The 16,482-nt window shown below is 69.9% G+C and carries 16 protein-coding genes; 9 read left to right on the forward strand and 7 right to left on the reverse strand.

What is annotated here, in order from left to right:
• Positions 1–61 precede the first annotated feature (61 nt).
• The 4 genes from ACFT9I_RS05370 to ACFT9I_RS05385 all read left to right on the forward strand — a co-directional run bounded on the left by ACFT9I_RS05370 (position 62) and on the right by ACFT9I_RS05385 (position 3,079).
• Positions 62–1,039, forward strand: a complete 978-nt coding sequence (locus ACFT9I_RS05370; protein ID WP_382561018.1) for a ribose-phosphate diphosphokinase — start codon at positions 62–64, stop codon at positions 1,037–1,039.
• Positions 1,040–1,253: 214 nt separating this feature from the next.
• Positions 1,254–1,844: a 50S ribosomal protein L25/general stress protein Ctc gene (locus ACFT9I_RS05375; RefSeq protein ID WP_382561020.1), complete on the forward strand. Its 591-nt coding sequence runs from the start codon at positions 1,254–1,256 to the stop codon at positions 1,842–1,844.
• Between the two features lie 102 nt (positions 1,845–1,946).
• Positions 1,947–2,543, forward strand: a complete 597-nt coding sequence (gene pth / locus ACFT9I_RS05380; protein WP_382561022.1) for an aminoacyl-tRNA hydrolase — start codon at positions 1,947–1,949, stop codon at positions 2,541–2,543.
• 65 nt (positions 2,544–2,608) lie between these two features.
• Positions 2,609–3,079, forward strand: a complete 471-nt coding sequence (locus tag ACFT9I_RS05385; protein ID WP_382561024.1) for a hypothetical protein — start codon at positions 2,609–2,611, stop codon at positions 3,077–3,079.
• A 71-nt stretch (positions 3,080–3,150) separates the two neighbouring features.
• Here ACFT9I_RS05385 and ppc read toward each other — a convergent pair whose 3' ends face one another.
• Positions 3,151–5,928, reverse strand: coding sequence for a phosphoenolpyruvate carboxylase (ppc, locus tag ACFT9I_RS05390; RefSeq protein WP_382561026.1), 2,778 nt, complete (start codon positions 5,926–5,928; stop codon positions 3,151–3,153).
• Positions 5,929–6,152: 224 nt separating this feature from the next.
• On the opposite strand from ppc, the gene ACFT9I_RS05395 reads away from it, so the two are divergent.
• Together ACFT9I_RS05395 and ACFT9I_RS05400 are read left to right on the forward strand one after the other, a co-directional pair.
• Positions 6,153–7,172 carry an acyl-CoA desaturase gene (locus ACFT9I_RS05395; RefSeq protein WP_382561027.1) on the forward strand — a complete coding sequence of 340 codons (1,020 nt, stop codon included), beginning with the start codon at positions 6,153–6,155 and terminating at the stop codon, positions 7,170–7,172.
• Positions 7,169–7,864: a TetR/AcrR family transcriptional regulator gene (locus ACFT9I_RS05400; RefSeq protein WP_031231272.1), complete on the forward strand. Its 696-nt coding sequence runs from the start codon at positions 7,169–7,171 to the stop codon at positions 7,862–7,864. The genes ACFT9I_RS05395 and ACFT9I_RS05400 overlap by 4 nt, the downstream gene beginning before the upstream one ends.
• Positions 7,865–7,957: 93 nt before the next feature.
• Here ACFT9I_RS05400 and ACFT9I_RS05405 read toward each other — a convergent pair whose 3' ends face one another.
• Positions 7,958–8,320 carry a glyoxalase gene (locus ACFT9I_RS05405; protein WP_382561029.1) on the reverse strand — a complete coding sequence of 121 codons (363 nt, stop codon included), beginning with the start codon at positions 8,318–8,320 and terminating at the stop codon, positions 7,958–7,960.
• Positions 8,320–9,177: a trans-aconitate 2-methyltransferase gene (locus tag ACFT9I_RS05410; protein ID WP_382561031.1), complete on the reverse strand. Its 858-nt coding sequence runs from the start codon at positions 9,175–9,177 to the stop codon at positions 8,320–8,322. Before ACFT9I_RS05410 ends, ACFT9I_RS05405 begins: the two co-directional genes overlap by 1 nt.
• Positions 9,178–9,308: 131 nt before the next feature.
• Here ACFT9I_RS05410 and ACFT9I_RS05415 point away from each other — a divergent pair, with 131 nt between their 5' ends.
• Positions 9,309–9,806, forward strand: coding sequence for a MarR family transcriptional regulator (locus ACFT9I_RS05415; protein ID WP_356584440.1), 498 nt, complete (start codon positions 9,309–9,311; stop codon positions 9,804–9,806).
• A 79-nt stretch (positions 9,807–9,885) separates the two neighbouring features.
• Here ACFT9I_RS05415 and ACFT9I_RS05420 read toward each other — a convergent pair whose 3' ends face one another.
• On the reverse strand, positions 9,886–10,659 hold the full coding sequence (locus tag ACFT9I_RS05420) for a LuxR C-terminal-related transcriptional regulator (RefSeq protein ID WP_382561033.1): 774 nt from the start codon (positions 10,657–10,659) through the stop codon (positions 9,886–9,888).
• A 257-nt stretch (positions 10,660–10,916) separates the two neighbouring features.
• On the opposite strand from ACFT9I_RS05420, the gene ACFT9I_RS05425 reads away from it, so the two are divergent.
• Positions 10,917–11,360, forward strand: coding sequence for a GNAT family N-acetyltransferase (locus ACFT9I_RS05425; protein WP_382561035.1), 444 nt, complete (start codon positions 10,917–10,919; stop codon positions 11,358–11,360).
• A gap of 16 nt (positions 11,361–11,376) precedes the next feature.
• On the opposite strand, the gene galK is transcribed toward ACFT9I_RS05425, so the two are convergent.
• From galK to galT, 3 genes are read right to left on the reverse strand one after another with little or no spacing between them, the layout of a single operon-like run.
• Positions 11,377–12,555: a galactokinase gene (galK, locus tag ACFT9I_RS05430; RefSeq protein ID WP_382561038.1), complete on the reverse strand. Its 1,179-nt coding sequence runs from the start codon at positions 12,553–12,555 to the stop codon at positions 11,377–11,379.
• Complete coding sequence (gene galE, locus ACFT9I_RS05435) at positions 12,552–13,520, reverse strand: UDP-glucose 4-epimerase GalE (protein WP_382561040.1); 969 nt, start codon at positions 13,518–13,520, stop codon at positions 12,552–12,554. The genes galK and galE overlap by 4 nt, the downstream gene beginning before the upstream one ends.
• The gene (gene galT / locus ACFT9I_RS05440) at positions 13,517–14,563 is read right to left on the reverse strand and encodes a galactose-1-phosphate uridylyltransferase (RefSeq protein WP_382561042.1); all 1,047 of its coding nucleotides are present in this window, start codon (positions 14,561–14,563) and stop codon (positions 13,517–13,519) included. The genes galE and galT overlap by 4 nt, the downstream gene beginning before the upstream one ends.
• Before the next feature lie 216 nt (positions 14,564–14,779).
• On the opposite strand from galT, the gene ACFT9I_RS05445 reads away from it, so the two are divergent.
• Positions 14,780–16,462 (forward strand): sodium:solute symporter family protein, encoded by a 1,683-nt coding sequence (locus ACFT9I_RS05445; protein WP_382561045.1) that lies wholly within the window; start codon positions 14,780–14,782, stop codon positions 16,460–16,462.
• The last annotated feature ends 20 nt before the right edge of the window (positions 16,463–16,482 follow it).

The following is a 16,482-nucleotide window of genomic DNA, read 5'->3' on the forward strand; positions in this document are numbered from 1 at the left end:
CGGCTGGCTCGCAGGGACGCGCGGGTGCAGCGGCAATCAACACGTCTGAGGAGACTGTGCTGTGACCGGGATCAAGACGACCGGCGAGAAGAAGCTGATGCTCTTTTCCGGCCGCGCCCACCCCGAGCTGGCCGAGGCGGTCGCCCATACGCTGGGTGTCGGGATAGTGCCGACCAAGGCTTTCGATTTCGCCAACGGTGAGATCTACGTGCGCTATCAGGAGTCCGCCCGCGGCGCGGACTGTTTTCTGATCCAGAGCCACACCGCTCCGATCAATAAGTGGATCATGGAGCAGTTGATCATGATCGATGCTCTGAAGCGGGCTTCCGCCCGGAGCATCACGGTGATCGTTCCCTTCTACGGATATGCCCGGCAGGACAAGAAGCACCGTGGGCGTGAGCCGATTTCGGCCCGTCTGGTCGCGGACCTGATGAAGACGGCCGGCGCGCACCGCATCCTGACCGTGGATCTCCACACGGACCAGATCCAGGGCTTCTTCGACGGTCCGGTGGACCATCTGTTCGCGCTGCCGATCCTGGCGGACTACGTGGCGACCAAGGTCGACCGTTCGAAGCTGACGGTGGTCTCGCCGGACGCCGGGCGGGTACGGGTGGCGGACCGCTGGTGCGACCGGCTGGACGCACCGCTGGCGATCGTGCACAAGCGCCGTGACAAGGACGTCGCCAACGAGGTGACGGTCCATGAGGTCGTGGGCAATGTGGCCGGCCGGGTGTGTGTCCTGGTGGACGACATGATCGACACGGGTGGCACGATCTGCGCCGCCGCGGACGCGCTGTTCGCGCACGGCGCGGAGGACGTCATCGTGACGGCGACGCACGGTGTGCTGTCGGGCCCGGCCGGGGACCGGCTGAAGAATTCGAAGGTGAGCGAGTTCATCTTCACGGACACGCTTCCGGACCCGGGCAATCTGGAGATGGACAAGATCACGGTCCTGTCGATCGCGCCGACGATCGCGCGCGCGGTGCGTGAGGTGTTCGAGGACGGTTCGGTGACCAGCCTCTTCGACGAGCAGGCGTAGTCAGGCGTAGTACGCGGGTCCACCCACGGATCCGAAGATCGATTTCTGGGGCGGCCTCCCCGCCGGGTAGACTCACGGAGTTGCTCGGCGAGGGAGGCCGCTTTCATTCGCGGCCGTCCGTTATCGACGCGCTCTTCGTAGCAGGCCGCCTGTCGTGGCCGGGTGACCACCAGTCTCAATCGTCACCTATGTGTCATCTACGAGGAGTGCAGTCATGGCTGAGGTCAAGATCACCGCTGAGGTCCGTTCCGAGTTCGGCAAGGGCGCCGCCCGCCGTACCCGTCGTGAGAACAAGGTTCCCGCGGTCATCTACGGTCACGGTGCCGAGCCCGTTCACGTGTCCCTGCCGGGTCACGACCTGATGATGGCGCTCAAGACGAAGAACGCGCTGCTGAGCATCGACATCGAGGGCCGCAAGGAGCTCGTGATCCCCAAGGCCGTCCAGCGTGACGCGCTCAAGGGCTTCATCAAGCACGTCGACCTGCTCGCGGTGAAGCTCGGCGAGAAGGTCACGGTCGAGGTCGCGGTGCACACCGAGGGTGAGCTGGCCCCGGGCCCGTTCCTCCTGGAGAACGTGCTGAGCACCCTGACCGTCGAGGCCGAGGCCACGCACATCCCCGAGTCCGTCACGGTCTCCGTCGAGGGCCTGGAGGCCGGTGCCTCCATCGTCGCGAAGGACGTTCCGCTGCCCGAGGGCACGACGCTGGTGACCGACGAGGACGCGGTCGTCATCCAGGTCCTGGCCGCGCAGGCCGAGGAGCCGGCGGCCGACGACGCCTCCGACGAGGCCGCCGCCGAGGTCTGAGCCTCAGCCGGATCCTGATGAACGCTTTGCCCGACGGGGTGGCGGGCCGGTGCCCGCCACCCCGTCGTTCTTCCTTCTTCGTCCTGAGGAGACGCAGCGCAGATGACGACCGATGTCACCGCCCCGTGGCTGATCGTGGGCCTGGGCAATCCCGGCCCCGGTTACCCGGCCAACCGCCACAACGTGGGTTTCATGGTGGCCGATCTCCTCGCGGGCCGGATCGGCGGCTCGTTCAAGCGGGCGCAGAAGGCCCAGGCGCAGGTCCTGGAGGGCCGGGTGGGGCCGATGGGTCCTGGCAGCCGGCGGGTGGTGCTGGCGAAGCCGCTGTCGTTCATGAATCTGTCCGGGGGGCCGGTCGCCGGGCTGCGGGACTTCTACAAGGTGCCGACGGCCAACATCGTGGCGATCCATGACGAGTTGGACATCGACTACGGCACGCTGCGGCTGAAGCTGGGCGGCGGGGACAACGGTCACAACGGTCTGAAGTCGATGACGAAGTCGATGGGCCCCGAGTACCACCGCGTCCGGTTCGGGATCGGCCGGCCGCCGGGGCGGATGCAGGTGGCCGACTTCGTACTGAAGGACTTCTCCTCCGTGGAGCGCAAGGAGCTGGACTTCCTCGTGGACCGCGCGGCGGACGCCGTGGAGTGTCTGGTGACGGAAGGCCTGGAGCGGGCGCAGAGCGCGTACAACTCCTGACAACAACGACCATTCGTCAGCCACAAGTTGACCGACCGCGTCCGGATGGCCAAGGATCGCGGTCCATGAAGCCGAGCTCGTCGCAACTGGCACTGTCGGTGGGCCGTCGCGCCGCGATGGGGTTCGTCGCCGCCCTGCTGCTCGCCGCGGGTTTCTGGACGTCCTGGGGTACGGCGCAGCATGTGCTGCTCTCCAAGGGCCGCGAGCACGGGACGCTGTCGGTCACCGAGTGCGGCGATACGGCGTGCACCGGTACGTACGACCCCGAGGGCCCGCCCGCGCCGCGCGCCGGGGCGCCCATCGAGCGGTCGGTGGCGGTGAAGAAGGGCCAGGACTACGAGGTGGTGCTGAAGCCCGGCACGGACGAGCTGGTCCGCGCGGGCTCATCCGGCGCGCTGCTCGCGTGGGTGCCGCTCGGCGGTGCGCTGCTGCTGGCGGCGCCGGTGGTGGGCGGCGGGCTGCGGCTGACGCGTACGGCGTGGGGGACGGCGCTGGCGGGCGCGGCGCTGCTGGCCGCGGCGTTCTTCGCGCTCTGACACCGGTCACAGAAGCGCCGGACGAGCCGCGATCGGCCCGTCCGGCGCTCTGAGAGATGTCCTGCCCGAGGTCAGCCCGTGTTGCGCAGACCCGCCGCGACCCCGTTCACCGTCAGCAGCAGCGCCCGCGCGAGCAGCGGGTCCGGTGCCTCTTCGCGGGCCGCCGCCGCGCGCTGGCGCGCGAGGAGCGAGACCTGGAGGTAGGAGATCGGGTCGAGGTACGCGTCGCGGATGGCGAACGTCTGGCGCAGCACCGGGTTGGAGCCCAGCAGCTTCTCGCTGCCGGTGATCCGCAGGACTTCCTGCACCGTGAGCGCGTGCTCGGCCTCGATGGCGGTGAAGACGTGCTTCAGCTCGTCGGGCACGAGGGTGTCGACGTAGTGCCTGGCGATCCGCAGGTCGGTCTTGGCGAGGGTCATCTCGACGTTGGAGAGGAAGTTCTGGAAGAAGTGCCAGTGCTCGTGCATCTCGTCCAGGACCGGGTCGAGACCCGACTCGCGCAGCGCCTTGAGGCCGGAGCCGACCCCGTACCAGCCGGGGACGATCTGCCGGGACTGTGTCCAGCCGAAGACCCACGGGATGGCGCGCAGCCCGTCGAGTCCGGCGCCGGAGTCCGGGCGCCGGGAGGGGCGTGAGCCGAGGTGCAGGTCGGCGAGCTGGTCGACGGGGGTCGCGGCGAAGAAGTACGCGGGCAGGTCCGGGTCTTCGACGAGCTTGCGGTACGCGCCGTGGGCCGCGTCGGACACGGTGTCCATGGCGGCGTCCCAGCGCGCCAGCGCCTCGTCGGACTGGCGGGGCGCGGTGTGCAGCGCGGACGCCTGGAGGGTGGCGGCGACGGTCAGTTCCAGGTTCTCCCTGGCGAGGGCGGGGATCAGGTACTTGTCGGAGATGACCTCGCCCTGCTCGGTCACCTTGATCTCGCCCTCCAGGGTGCCCCAGGGCTGCGCGAGGATCGCGTCGTGCGAGGGGCCGCCGCCGCGGCCGACGGTGCCGCCGCGGCCGTGGAAGAGGCGGAGGCGGACGCCGTAGCGGTGCGCGACGTCGCGGAGGCGTCGCTGGGCGCGGTGGATCTCCCACTGGCTGGTGGTGATGCCGCCGAACTTGGAGGAGTCGGAGTAGCCGAGCATGACCTCCTGGACGTCGCCGCGCAGGGAGACGAGCCGTCGGTAGGAGGGGTCGGCGAGCATCTCGTCGAGGATGATGTCGGCGGCGCGCAGCTCGTCGGTGGTCTCCAGGAGCGGCACGATGCCGATCTTGGCCCAGCCGGAGTGCAGGTCGAGCAGTCCGGCCTCGCGGGCGAGGACGGCGGCGGCGAAGACGTCGTCGGCGCCCTGGCACATCGAGATGATGTAGGACTCGATGACCTCGGGGCCGAAGCGTTCGAAGGCCTGCTTGACGGTGTGGAAGACGCCGAGGGTCTTCTCGCCGGCGGCGTCCAGCGGGGCCGGGGTGGGGGCGAGGGGGCGGCGGGAGCGCAGTTCCTTGGCGAGGAGCTTCTGCCGGTAGTCGCGCGGCATGTCCGCGTACCGCCAGGACTCCTCGCCGAGGCGGTCGAAGAGCTGGCCGAGCGCGTGGTGGTGGGCGTCGGCGTGTTCGCGTACGTCCATGGTGGCGAGCTGGAGCCCGAACGCGGCGAGCGTGCGGATGGTGCGGTCCATGCGGCCGTCGGCGAAGAGTCCGCCGCGGTGGGCGCGCAGGGAGGTCTGGATGAGGGTGAGGTCTTCCAGGAGCTGCGAGGTGCCGAGGTAGTCGCGGCCGGCGCTGTGCGGGGTGCCCTTGGCCAGGCGCTCGCGGGTGTTGACGAGCTTCTGCCGGATGCAGGTGGCCTTGAGGCGGTAGGGCTCCTCCGCGTTGAGGCGCTTGTAGCGGGGGCTGATCTCGGGGAGGCGGTCCAGGTCGGTGGCGAGCGAGTCCAGGAGTTCCTGGGTGGCGCCGGCGTACCGGATGGAGTTGGAGAGCTGGCCGCGCAGTTGGTCGATGAGTTCGAGTGCGTCGGTGATGCCGTGTTCGTGCTGGAGGATCAGCACTTCCCAGGTGACGGCGGGGGTGACGTTGGGGTTGCCGTCGCGGTCGCCGCCGATCCAGGTGCCGAAGCTGAGGGGGCGGGTGCCGGGGGGCAGCTCGACGCCGACGCGCTCCAGTTCGGCGACGAGGTCTTCGAGGACGTCGCCGACGGCTTCGGCGTGCAGTTCGTCGAGGTAGTAGATGGCGTTGCGGGCCTCGTCGGCGGGCTCGGGCCGTACGACGCGCAGCTCGTCGGTCTGCCAGATCAGGTCGATGGACTCGGCGAGCCGCAGGTCGTGGCGGCGCCGGTCGGCGGCGATGACCGGGACTTCGAGGAGTTCGGCGATGCGGCGGAGCTTGTTCAGTACGGAGCGGCGCGCGGCCTCGGTGGGGTGCGCGGTGAAGACGGGGCGGACGCTGAGGTTCTTGACCGTCGCGCGCAGGTGCTCGGGGTCGGCGTCCTTGAGCCGGTCGGCGGTACGGGCGAGGAGCCCGCCCTCGGCGGCCCGGCGCTCGCGCATCTCGCGGCCTCGGTGGACCTGTTCGGTGACGTTGGCGAGGTGGAAGTAGGTGGAGAAGGCGCGGACGAGCTTCGCGGCGGTCTCCAGGTCGGTGTCGCCGAGCAGCGCGGCTGCTGCTTCGCCGTCCTCGCGGGTGAGGGCGCGGACACGCTCGACGAGGTCGAGGAGTTCGGGGCCCTCCTGGCGTACGAGGGTTTCGCCGAGGAGGTCGCCGAGCCGGCGGATGTCGGAGCGCAGCTCCACATTGGCGGTCGCGGCGCCCTCGGTCACGGTGGCCTGGGCTACGGCGCCCTCGGCGGTCGGGGTCTGGTCGGCACTGCTCACAGGTGCGGCTCCTTGCAGTGTTCGAGCACGTCGGGAGGAGAGGTTCTGGAGAGATTGTTCGACCGGACCGCGCTGTCCGACGTCACAAGGATAGGTGTCCTTCGCGCGTCGTTATCCACAGGCCCCTTGTCGCGTGCCTTCTCGCTGCCATACTTACGTTGCCGTAAGTTACGCGCCCGTAAACGGGCAGAATGCCGCATTCCACACCCCCAGGGGACACACCCATGTCGACAAGCCCTGACGTTCTCGGCGACTCCTCCCAGGCCCAGCCTGCGCCGGACGGTTCCTCCACCCTCGCCGACCCCTCCGCGCCCTCCGCCCCCTCCGCCACGCTCGGCGGGGAGAGCAAGCGCTCGCTGGAGCAGATCACGCTCCTCCTGTTCATCGTCGTTCCGTTCATCGCCCTGCTCGGCGCCGTTCCGCTGGTCTGGGGGTGGGGCGTGAGCTGGCTCGATCTGGGGCTGCTCGTGGCGATGTATTTCATCGGCTGCCACGGCATCACGGTCGGCTTCCACCGGTACTTCACGCACAGCTCGTTCAAGGCGAGGCGCCCGCTGCGGATCGCGCTGGCCGTGGCGGGTTCGATGGCCGTGGAGGGTCCGGTGGTCCGCTGGGTCGCCGATCACCGCAAGCATCACAAGTTCTCGGACGCGGACGGCGACCCGCACTCGCCGTGGCGGTTCGGCGAGTCGCTTCCCGCGCTGATGAAGGGCCTGTGGTGGGCGCATATCGGCTGGCTCTTCGACGAGGAGCAGACGCCGCAGCAGAAGTACGCGCCGGATCTGATCAAGGATCCGGCGATCCGCCGGGTCTCGCGGCAGTTCCTGCTGTGGGCGTTCGTGTCGCTGGCGATCCCGCCGCTGGTCGGCGGGCTGGTGACGATGTCGTGGTGGGGCGCGTTCACGGCGTTCTTCTGGGGCTCGCTGGTACGGGTGGCGCTGCTGCACCACGTGACATGGTCGATCAACTCGATCTGCCACGCGGTGGGCAAGCGGCCCTTCAAGTCGCGTGACCGGTCAGGCAATGTGTGGTGGCTGGCGGTCTTGTCCTGTGGCGAGTCATGGCACAACCTGCACCATGCGGACCCGACGAGCGCGCGGCACGGTGTGCTGCGAGGTCAGATCGACTCCAGCGCCCGCCTCATCCGGTGGTTCGAGGCGTTCGGCTGGGTGCACAGTGTGCGCTGGCCCGACGCCGGACGGCTGGAAGCCCGACGGAAAATTGACCATCCCAACGCGGCATGATTGGCAACGTGGCGATCGACGGCGGTAAGAGCGACACCGACAAGAGCCGGACCACCTCTGGCGCGCCCCGGCGCTCCCGCCGGGTCCGGATGACCGGCAAGGAGCGTCGCGAGCAACTGCTGGACATCGGCCGCACCCTGTTCGCCGAGAAGGGCTACGAGGGCACGTCGGTGGAGGAGATCGCGTCGAAGGCGGGCGTCTCCAAGCCGGTGGTGTACGAGCACTTCGGCGGCAAGGAGGGGCTGTACGCGGTCGTGGTCGACCGCGAGATGCGCCAGCTGCTCGACATGGTGACGAGTTCTCTTACTGCGGGCCATCCGCGCGAGCTGTGCGAGCAGGCGGCGTTCGCGCTCCTCGACTACATCGAGGAGTACACGGACGGTTTCCGTATCCTGGTCCGCGATTCGCCGGTGGCGCAGTCGACCGGCACGTTCGCGTCGCTGATCAGCGACATCGCCACGCAGGTCGAGGACATCCTCGGCATGGAGTTCAAGGCCCGCGGCTTCGATCCGAAGCTGGCCCCGCTGTACGCGCACGCCCTGGTGGGCATGGTGGCGCTGACGGGCCAGTGGTGGGTGGACACCCGCCGCCCGAAGAAGAACGAGGTGGCGGCGCATCTGGTGAATCTGGCGTGGCACGGGCTGGGCAATCTGGAGGCCAAGCCACGACTCATAGGCCATCGCAAGGTCTGAGAGCGAGCCGGGCCGGGGCCCGTGGTCATCACCGCCGGGGCGCCACGTTCGCGTGGCGCCCCGGTGTTCTGCCGTCGCCCGGCGCCCGACCGCTCAGGTCACCGGCTCCAGGAACTCCAGTCGGTTGCCCACCGGGTCGTCGGAGTAGAAGCGGCGGTGACCGGGGAGGTTGTCGTCCCAGGTCACCGGGGCGCCCCGGGCGGACAGCCGGGTCGCGTACGCGGTGATACCGGTGACCCGCAGGCCCGGGTGGGCCTTTCTCGCCGGGCGGAAGTCCGGCTCGATGCCGAGGTGGAGCTGTACGGGGCCGGCCTGGAACCAGCAGCCGCCGTGTACCGCGAGAGCGGGCGGCTTGGGGATCTCCGTCATGCCCAGGATGTCGACGTAGTACGTGCGCAGCGTGGCCTCCGAGCCCGCCGGGGCGGCCAGTTGGACATGGTCGACGGCCGTGATCATCAGGCTCGCCTCCGGGCCACCGCGAAGATCCGGCGGAACGGGAACACCGTGCCGTGCGGGCCCGGCGGGTAGGCCTTGCGGAGCAGGTCGCCGTACTGGCCGAGGAATTCCGCCGCCTCGTCCGGGTCGTCGGCGAGTTCGGTGAGGACGGGGCGCAGGGCCGTGCCCTTGACCCAGTCGAGCACCGGGTCCTCGCCGGAGAGCAGCTGGAGGTACGTGGTCTCCCAGGCGTCCGTCGTGCAGCCGAGGTCCGTGAGGCGGACCAGGTAGTCGGCGGGGTCCAGGATGTGGACGAAGCGCCGGCCGTGGCTGTCGAGGCGGTCGCTCCAGCGCGGGGTCTCGCACAGTTCGCCGAGGAGCGCGTGGCTGGGGGCGGTGAAGTTGCCGGGGACCTGGAAGGCGAACGTACCGCCGGGGGTGAGGGCGTCGATCCAGCCCGCGAAGGATTCGGCGTGGTTGGGGACCCACTGGAGGGCCGCGTTGGAGACGATCAGGTCGTACGGCTCCTCGGGTGTCCAGTGCGCGGCGTCGGCGGGCCGGAAGTCCAGCCGGCCGCCGCCGGCCGTGGGGCCCGCGTACTCCTTCTCCGCCTGCGCCAGCATCTCGGGTGAGAGGTCGAAGCCGGTGATGTGGGCGGTGGGCCACCGTTCGGCGAGGAGCGCCGTGACGTTGCCGGGGCCGCAGCCGATGTCGGCTATCCGTGCGGGCCGGTTCCCGTCGGGCAGTTCGGGGATGCGGCCGAGCAGGTCCAGGAAGGGGCGGGTGCGGTGGACGGAGTGGTGGAGGTACTGCTGCGGGTCCCAGGTCGGTGCGGGAGTGGCCGCCGGGCCGGTCGCCGGATTCGCTGTCGAACTCATGTATGAAGCCCCCTCGGGATACGGAGCGGACGAGCGGATTCCCGTCCGCGCCCGACCATGCCCAAGCCTGCCTCCAAGTATATCTTGACGTCAAGAGACTTCATGTCGACAGACCCTCTACACTGATCGTCATGGAGGACGAGGTCGACCGTCTGGTCGCAGCATGGCGCCGGGAGCGGCCGGACCTCGACGTGGAACCACTTGAGGTGCTCAGCCGCGTCAGCAGGCTCGCGCGCCATCTCGACCGGGCCCGGCGGCTCGCGTTCTCGGAGCACAACCTGGAGCCGTGGGAGTTCGACGTCCTGACCTCGCTGCGGCGGGCCGGCGCGCCGTACCAGCTCTCCCCCGGTCAGCTGCTCACCCAGACCCTGGTCACCTCGGGCACGATGACCAACCGCATCGACCGGCTGGCGAAGAAGGACCTGGTCGAACGGCTGCCCGACCCCAGCGACCGGCGCGGGGTCCTCGTACGGCTCACGCCCGAGGGGCGCGACCGCGCCGATCAGGCGCTGGCCGGCCTGCTCGCGCAGGAGCGCGCGATCCTCGCGGAGCTGTCGCGCGGGCAGCGCGGCGAACTGGCCGCGCTGCTGCGCCGGTTGACCGCGCCGTTCGACAACGTCCCGGGCTGACGTACGGCCGTCCGGCCCGGTCCATGGCTTCGTGAGCCACGCCCGTCCCGCCGTCGATCGCGGGACGGGCTCGTAAGAATCACCCCACCCGCACCGCGTCCGTACCGCCGCCCAGGTCCACCGGGCCGACTCCCGCCCGGCGGGCCAGCGCGACCGCCGCCAGCGTCGAGTGCACGCCCAGCTTCCCCAGCACGTTCTGCATATGCGTACGGACCGTGTGCGGGGACAGGAAGAGGCGCTCGGCCACCGCCTTGCGCCCCAGGCCCGCCACCATGCAGCGCAGCACCTCCAGCTCGCGCGGCGTCAGCGAGTCGACCAGCCGCTCGCTGTCCGTGCGGTGCTTGCGCGCTGCGGTCAGCTCCCGCAGGACGTTCGTGAGCAGCGCGGGCGGCAGATGCGTCTCGTCGCGCAGGACGCCCCTGATCACCGCCAGCAGCCGCTGCAGCGAGCAGTCCTTGGCGACCCAGCCGGACGCGCCGGCCTGGAGCGCGAGTGCCGCGCGGCTCGGGTCGTCCTTCTCCGCGAGGACGACGCAGCGCACGGACGGCTGCCCCGAACGGACGCCCGCCACCAGCGAGATGCCGTCGACGAGCCCGAGACCGGCGTCGCCGTGGTCGGGTACGGCGCGGGCCACCGGGCCGCTGCCCGGACCCGCGACGATGCCCAGCTCGGCGTCGACCAGCATCACGTCGTACTTGCGCCCCTCCGTCGCCGCCCGTTCAAGACAGCGCAGCGCGGCGGGTCCGCTGCCGGCGGCGGCGACGTCCACGTCCGGCTCCGCCGCGAGAGCGGCTGCCAGCGACTCGGCGAATATGCGGTGGTCGTCCACCACGAGAACCCTGATACGGACCAATTGACACCCCCAGATGTCGGGGCGCGGACGACGCGGGTACGGCGCCCGAGTGGGATGGGGTTCGCGTCGCGTGGACACTGTGCCGCCACGGCCGCCGCCGTGCGGCTGCCCACCCACCCCGGGCGTCGTACCCGACTGTCTCGCTTCCCTGATCAGCACCGGCCCCCACCGGTGCTGTGCATCAGCGTACGGGCGGGGGCCCGGAGCGGAAGACTATTTACAGAACTGATCGGCGACGGCTGGTTAGGGTGGGGCACATGTTTCGTATCGAGACAGAAGTCGACAAAGAACGACGCGCGTTGCTGGGTGAACGGCTGCGGGCGACCAACACGGCCCGTTCACCGGTCCTGCGGGAGTTGCGGGGTTCGGCGGAGGACGAGGAAGTCCCGCTGCACGTGTGGTTGATGGAGGAGTCGACGGGCGCGCTCGCGGGCGGCCTCGCGGCCCATGTGTGGGCGCGCTGGCTCCATGTCGACCTGCTGTGGGTCGACGACGCCCACCGCGGCACGGGCCTCGGCACCCGCCTCCTCTCGGAGGCGGAGGACCTGGCCCGTACCCGGGGCTGCCTCCATGCCCGCCTGGAGACCTGGGACTTCCAGGCCCCGGCGTTCTACCGGCGCCAGGGTTACGACCTGGCGGGCCACATCCCGGACTACCCGCCGGGCGTCACGGAGTACTTCTTCACCAAGCGCCTGGCCTGAGCGCGCGCCCGGACCCTCAGGCCAACCGGTGCGCCCCCCGGGACGGGACCGCCGGGAAGACCCGGGGTGCCGTGTGGCCCGCCGACGCGAACGCCTCCAGGACCGCCTTCGTCACCGTGTCCGCGTCCGCCGTCTCCACCAGGACTATCGCCGAGCCGCCGAAGCCGCCGCCCGTCATCCGCGCGCCCAGCGCGCCCGCCGCGACCGACGACGAGACCACGAGGTCCAGTTCGTCGCACGAGACCCGGAGGTCGTCGCGGAGTGAGGTGTGGCCGTCGATCAGGAGGGGGCCCACCGCGCGGACGTCGTTCGCGTCGAGCAGCGCGATGACCCGCTCCACGCGGTGGTTGTCGCTCACCACATGGCGGACGTAGCGTCGTACGTTCTCTTCCTCGCCCGCCAGCCGTTCCAGGGCGGCGGGCAGATGCGCGTACTCGACCTCACGCAGCGTGCGCGCGCCGAGCGCCCGCGCGCCGGCTTCGCAACCGGCGCGTCGCTCCGCGTACGCGCCGTCGCCCAGGGCGTGCTTCACCCGTGTGTCCACGACGAGGAGTTGCAGCCCGACGGCCGCCAGGTCGAAGGGCACCTGGCGCTGCGAGAGGTCGCGGGTGTCGAGGTACAGCGCGTGGCCGTCCGTGCAGCACGCGGAGGCCATCTGGTCCATCACGCCGCAGGGGACGCCGACGAACGCGTTCTCGGCGCGCTGGGAGAGCACCGCCAACTCGGGCGCGGACAGGCCGAGTTCGTACAGGTCGTTCAGCGCGAGCGCCGTCACGACCTCCAGCGCCGCCGACGACGAGAGCCCGGCGCCCGTCGGCACGGTCGACATGAGGTGGATGTCGGCGCCGGTGACGGCGTGCCCCGCCTCGCGCAGCGCCCACACCACACCCGCCGGATACGCCGCCCAGCCCGTGTCCGACAGCGGCACCAGTTCGTCGAGGGCGAGCCGCACCACACCGCCCGGAACGTCGGCGGAGTGCACGCGCAGCACCCCGTCCGTGCGCCGCGACACCGCCGCGACGGCGGTGTGCGGCAGCGCGAGCGGCATCACGAAGCCGTCGTTGAAGTCGGTGTACTCGCCGATCAGGTTCACCCGGCCCGGCGCGGCCCACACACCCTCGGGCGCCGAGCCGTACAACTCCTCGAACTGCGCCGTCACACTCTCCGCACCGCTCACACTCTCCGCACCGCTCACCCGTGTGTCTCCTCTCGGCGTGCGAACGCCCACGCGTCCGCGACGATCCCCGCCAGGTCGGCGCGGCTCGGGGTCCAGCCCAGGCGCTCGCGCGCCGTGGCGGCGGAGGCGACCAGGACCGCGGGGTCGCCCGCGCGGCGCGGGGCCGCGACCTCCGGCACCGGGTGGCCGGTGACCGTACGGACGGTCTCGATGACCTCGCGGACGGAGAACCCGCTGCCGTTGCCGAGGTTGCAGACCAGGTGCTCGCCGGCCACGGCGGCGTCCAGCGCGAGCAGATGCGCGTCGGCGAGGTCGGCGACGTGGATGTAGTCGCGTACGCACGTGCCGTCCGGGGTCGGGTAGTCGTCGCCGTACACGGAGATCGACTCCCGCGCGCCGAGGGCGACCTGCAGCACGAGCGGGATCAGATGCGACTCCGGTTCGTGCCGCTCGCCGTAACTCCCGTACGCGCCCGCCACGTTGAAGTACCGCAGGGAGACCGCCGCCAGACCGTGGGCCACGCACTCGCCGCCGATCATGTGGTCGACGGCCAGCTTGGAGGCGCCGTACGGGCTGGTCGGCGCGGTCGGGTCGGTCTCGGTGATCGGCGTGGAGACGGGCTCGCCGTACGTCGCCGCCGTCGAGGAGAAGACGAGCCTCCGGACGCCCGCCGTGCGCATCGCCTCCAGCAGCGCCATCGATCCGCCGACGTTGTTGTCCCAGTACTTCTCGGGCTTGGCGACGGACTCGCCGACCTGCGAGGACGCGGCGAAGTGCAGCACCGCGTCGTAGGAGGGGTCCAGCCACTTCGCCGCGTCCTGGACCCGGCCCTCGATGAATTCGGCGCCCGCCGGGACCGCTTCCCGGAAGCCGGTGGAGAGGTCGTCGAGCACGGTCACCTCGTGCCCGGCCTCCAGCAGATGCGTGGCGACCACGCTGCCGACATACCCCGCGCCGCCCGTAACCAGATACTTGCCACTCACGCGCTCGCTACCTCTCGCAGTCTCTCGGCCGCGGTCTCCGGCGGCACGTCGTTGATGAAGACGTTCATTCCGGACTCGGATCCCGCGAGGAACTTCAGCTTGCCCGACGTCCGGCGGATGGTGAAAAGTTCCAGGTGGAGGGCGAAATCGTCGCGCCCGGGGGCGCGGAACGGCGCCTGGTGCCAGGCCGAGATGTACGGCGTCGGCGGTTCGCCCTCGCCGAAGATCCGGTCGAAGCGCCGCAGCAGCTCCAGATAGACCGCCGGGAACTCGGCGCGCGCCGCCTCGTCGAGCCCCCGCAGGTCCGGCACCCGGCGCAGCGGATAGAGGTGCACCTCGTACGGCCAGTGCGCCGCGTACGGCACGAAGGCCACCCAGTGCTCGCCCGCCAGAACCACCCGGCCGGCGGCGCGCTCGCGCTCCACGACGTCGTCGAAGAGGTTGCCTCCGGTGGCCGCCCGGTGCTCGGCGACCGAGCGGGACATCCGTTCGGTTCGCGGGGTGACGAAGGGGTACGCGTAGATCTGCCCGTGCGGATGACCAAGGGTCACCCCGATCTCGGGCCCGCGGTTCTCGAAGCAGAACACCTGCTCCACCTGCGGAAGTTCGGCGAGTTCGGCGGTGCGGTCGGTCCATACGTCAAGGACGAGACCGGCCTGCTCCTCGGTGAGATCGGCGAAGGAGGCGTCATGGTCGGAGGTGAAGCAGACCACCTCGCAGCGTCCGGCGTCCCCGGCGAGGGAGGGGAAGCGGTTCTCGAAGACGACCACGTCGTAGTCGCTGTCGGGGATCTCGCTGAGCCTGCCCGCGGCGGCGTCGGTGGGGCAGAGCGGGCACTCGCCGGCCGGCGGGTGGTAGGTGCGGCCCTGGCGGTGCGAGGCGACGGCGACCGAGTCGCCGAGCAGCGGGTCGCGGCGGATCTCGGAGGTGGTGGAGATCGGTTCGAGGGGCCGCAGGTCCACGGCGTCGCGTACGGCGTCGTCACGGGAGTCGTAGTAGATCAACTCCCGGCCGTCGGCGAGCGCCGTCACCGTCTTCTTCATCGATTCTTCCTCCGGCCGCACCCGGGCCCGCACGCCGGGCCCACACTCAAACAGAATCCAACATAACTAACCACGAGGCCACACGTACGTCAACGGCCGGTTCACTCGATCACGATCGAACAAAGAACACCATCAAAAGTGTTCAGTTTCGGTAATGGCAGGCGTAAGTTCCGACCAGTTGAGAGTTAACGTTCACGCGACGAAGCGGGTACCCCCATGCAGTCCCCCACGTACTACCTGGCCGAAGGACTTCGGCTCCCCACCAACGGGCTCGACTACACGATCCTGGCGATCTACTTCATCGTCGTCCTCGGCATCGGTTTCGCCGCACGGGCGAGCGTCAAGACGAGCCTCGACTTCTTCCTCTCCGGCAGATCCCTGCCGGCCTGGGTGACCGGCCTCGCGTTCGTCGCCGCCAACCTCGGCGCGACCGAGATCCTGGGCATGGCCGCGACCGGCGCGCAGTACGGCGTGGCCGTCGTGCACTGGTACTGGATCGGCGCGATCCCCGCCATGGTCTTCCTCGGCCTGGTGATGATGCCGTTCTACTACGGCTCCAAGGTGCGGTCCGTCCCCGAGTTCCTGCTCCAGCGCTTCGACAAGTCGGCGCACCTGCTCAGCTCGGTCCTCTTCGCCTTCGCCGCCATCCTGATCGCGGGCGTCAACCTCTACGCCCTGTCGATCGTGGTCGAGGCGCTGCTGGGCTGGCCCCAGTGGGTCTCGATCGTCGTGGCCGGCTTCTTCGTCCTCGCGTACATCACCATCGGCGGTCTGTCGTCGGCGATCTACAACGAGGTGCTCCAGTTCTTCGTCATCCTCGCCGCGCTCATACCCCTCACGATCCTCGGCCTCAAGCGGGTCGGCGGCTGGGACGGTCTGACCGACTCGCTGACCGCGAGCAAGGGTGACAACTTCCTGAGCGCCTGGGGCGGTACGGGCATCGGCGACGCCAACCCGCTCGGCGCGAACTGGCTGACGATCATCCTCGGGCTCGGCTTCGTGCTGTCCTTCGGCTACTGGACGACGAACTTCGCCGAGGTGCAGCGCGCGCTTTCCGCGAAGAACCTCTCCGCCGCCAAGCGCACCCCGCTGATCGCCGCGTTCCCGAAGATCTTCATCGTCTTCCTGGTGATGATCCCGGGCCTGGTCGCCGCCGTGATCGTGCCGAAGATAGGCACGGCGGGCTCGGACCTCACGTACAACGACGCGATCCCCCTGCTGATGCAGGAGTTGCTGCCCAACGGTGTGCTCGGGATCGCCGTCACGGGTCTGATGGCCGCCTTCATGGCCGGCATGGCGGCGAACGTGTCGTCCTTCAACACCGTCTTCACCACCGACATCTGGCAGAAGTACGTGGTCAAGGACCGCGAGGACGCGTACTACCTGCGCTTCGGACGGCTGATCACCGCGATCGGTGTGGCGGCCTCCGTCGGCACGGCCTTCATCGCCGCCAGCTTCTCCAACATCATGAGCTACCTCCAGACGCTGTTCTCCTTCTTCAACGTGCCGATGTTCGTGGTCTTCATCATCGGCATGTTCTGGAAGCGGGCCTCGATGAAGTCCGGCGCCTGGGGTCTGGTCGCCGGTACGACGGCCGCGATGATCAACTACTTCTGGATCTACAAGCAGGGCGTCATCGACATCCCCAGCGACCAGGGCGCCAACTTCGTCTCCGCGATCGTGGGCTTCGTCGCCGGCGCCGTGGTGATGGTCGTGGTCACGCTGTTCACCGCGCCCAAGCCGGAGTCCGAACTCGCGGGCCTGGTGTACGGGACGACGTCGCCCGGCATGAGCGAGGCACCGGCCGAGGGCGACGACGCGTGGTACCGCAAGCCGGCCCTGCTCGGCTGGGGCGCGATCGTCATCGCCGCGGCCTGCTACATCCCGTACTCCTTCTGACCGAAGCGGAGGCACACACC

The organism is Streptomyces sp. NPDC057137 (assembly GCF_042670825.1).
In the GTDB taxonomy this organism is placed as follows: domain Bacteria; phylum Actinomycetota; class Actinomycetes; order Streptomycetales; family Streptomycetaceae; genus Streptomyces.

Coding starts and splice junctions, on each gene's coding strand:
- ACFT9I_RS05400 (WP_031231272.1), top strand. CDS start 7,169: ATGATTGGCAACGTGGCGATCGACGGCGGTAAGAGCGACACCGACAAG.
- ACFT9I_RS05410 (WP_382561031.1), bottom strand. CDS start 9,177: ATGAGTTCGACAGCGAATCCGGCGACCGGCCCGGCGGCCACTCCCGCA.
- galT (WP_382561042.1), bottom strand. CDS start 14,563: ATGAAGAAGACGGTGACGGCGCTCGCCGACGGCCGGGAGTTGATCTAC.
- ACFT9I_RS05415 (WP_356584440.1), top strand. CDS start 9,309: ATGGAGGACGAGGTCGACCGTCTGGTCGCAGCATGGCGCCGGGAGCGG.
- ACFT9I_RS05385 (WP_382561024.1), top strand. CDS start 2,609: ATGAAGCCGAGCTCGTCGCAACTGGCACTGTCGGTGGGCCGTCGCGCC.
- ACFT9I_RS05425 (WP_382561035.1), top strand. CDS start 10,917: ATGTTTCGTATCGAGACAGAAGTCGACAAAGAACGACGCGCGTTGCTG.
- ACFT9I_RS05395 (WP_382561027.1), top strand. CDS start 6,153: ATGTCGACAAGCCCTGACGTTCTCGGCGACTCCTCCCAGGCCCAGCCT.
- ACFT9I_RS05445 (WP_382561045.1), top strand. CDS start 14,780: ATGCAGTCCCCCACGTACTACCTGGCCGAAGGACTTCGGCTCCCCACC.
- ACFT9I_RS05375 (WP_382561020.1), top strand. CDS start 1,254: ATGGCTGAGGTCAAGATCACCGCTGAGGTCCGTTCCGAGTTCGGCAAG.
- pth (WP_382561022.1), top strand. CDS start 1,947: ATGACGACCGATGTCACCGCCCCGTGGCTGATCGTGGGCCTGGGCAAT.
- ACFT9I_RS05405 (WP_382561029.1), bottom strand. CDS start 8,320: ATGATCACGGCCGTCGACCATGTCCAACTGGCCGCCCCGGCGGGCTCG.